Genomic DNA, 1,468 nt, shown 5'->3' with positions numbered 1-1,468 from the left:
GACCTTCTGCTAAAATATTGGCACTTAACAAGCCTACATCAGCAGTAGCGTTAAATTCTTTTTGGTTACCGTCTTTACTGGTTATATCGACTACACTTGATACACGACCACCATATTTTGCTTCAAAGCCTCCTTTAAACAAACGCACGTCTTTGATGGCATTGGAGTTGAAGGCACTAAAGAATCCATAAAGGTGGTCGACATAGTACACGGTAAATCCGTCATATAAGACAAGGTTTTGGTCTGGCGTACCACCACGTACATACAAGCCCGAAGATGACTGGTTGGCAGCACTAATCCCTGGCATTAACTGAAAACCTCGGAAAATATCTTTTTCACCGACATTGGGTAACTTCGCAATGTTTTTAGGCGTCATCATGAACATACCAACGGTTTCGTTGACCTTCATGATTTCGGTTTTTTCACCTGTTACTTTTACTTCGTCTAGTTCCTCGTTGGCGGGAACTAGCTCTATTCTTAAATTACTCGTAGGGGTTTGAGGGTTTAGGTAATAGGTCAATGTTCTATAACCTATGTAGCTAATTACCAAAGCACTTGTATCGGAAGGTATTTTTTGTATTGTAAAAAGCCCATCCACGTTGGTCTGCACACCAGTTTTTCTACCTTTTACAGTAACCGTGGTAAAAGCTAGTGATTCGCCAGTGAGCGCATCTACGATTTTTCCAGAAATACTAAAGTTTGTTTTTTCTGATTTGCCTTTGTATTGTTGTTCGGTAATGGCTTTGGCTACCGTAACTTTTTGAGATTTTGGTACGATATGAAGCACACTGTTTTCGTCGACATATATTTTTAAATCTGTATTTTTCAGCGCATTGCTGAATCCAACTTCTGCCTTGATTTTCTGAAACCAGTAGCTAATGCGGTATTTGCTCAGCAGGGTAGGGTCAGCATCTATTTTTATCCCTGTTTTTTTAGTTAAATCCTGACAAATTTCAGAAAGCAGCGCATTATTATAGAATTCATCGGTAATGGTAATTCCTGTCGTATTGACCGAAATGGGTGTTTGTTGACCCCACGCTTGAAAAGACCATTGAATGCAAATCAATGCGAATAGTAATAGTGTTTTTCTCATGCTTGATAGTGTAACGAATAAGACTGGTTAAACTTTTATGATGCAGTATTTGCATTTTCCCAATATCAGGGACTAAAGAAGAACCGTTAAACGTTGCCATTTCAATATAAGAAATCGCTCTATAATGAGGGTTTGTAGATAGAAGTGGGATTTTTGGCGATATTGTTATTAGAGGCACAAAGTGACAGAGTGGCAAAGGCACAAAGGGCGTTTTTGTACGAAGAGGATAAGTAGAACTTCAGTAATAAAAAAAGCCTTGAAGAAATCTAAAATTTCTTCAAGGCTGACAGCTCAAAGCTAAAAGCCGAGAGCTATTATGCTAGCTTTGCCCTATTCTTTTGAAAAATTCCTCTGAATAGTGCTCACTTACAGGTA

At 38.8% G+C, this 1,468-nt stretch carries 1 protein-coding gene; it reads right to left on the bottom strand.

Going from position 1 to position 1,468, the window contains the following annotated elements:
• Positions 1 to 1,093 (bottom strand): carboxypeptidase-like regulatory domain-containing protein (locus ACOVQ4_RS04475; protein ID WP_421819453.1); only part of this gene is annotated, 1,093 nt, incomplete at its 3' end.
• Between the last annotated feature and the right edge of the window lie 375 nt (positions 1,094 to 1,468).

This window comes from Flectobacillus sp. (assembly GCF_049240685.1).
In the GTDB taxonomy this organism is placed as follows: domain Bacteria; phylum Bacteroidota; class Bacteroidia; order Cytophagales; family Spirosomataceae; genus Flectobacillus.
This window is presented reverse-complemented; position numbering and strand designations above follow the sequence as displayed.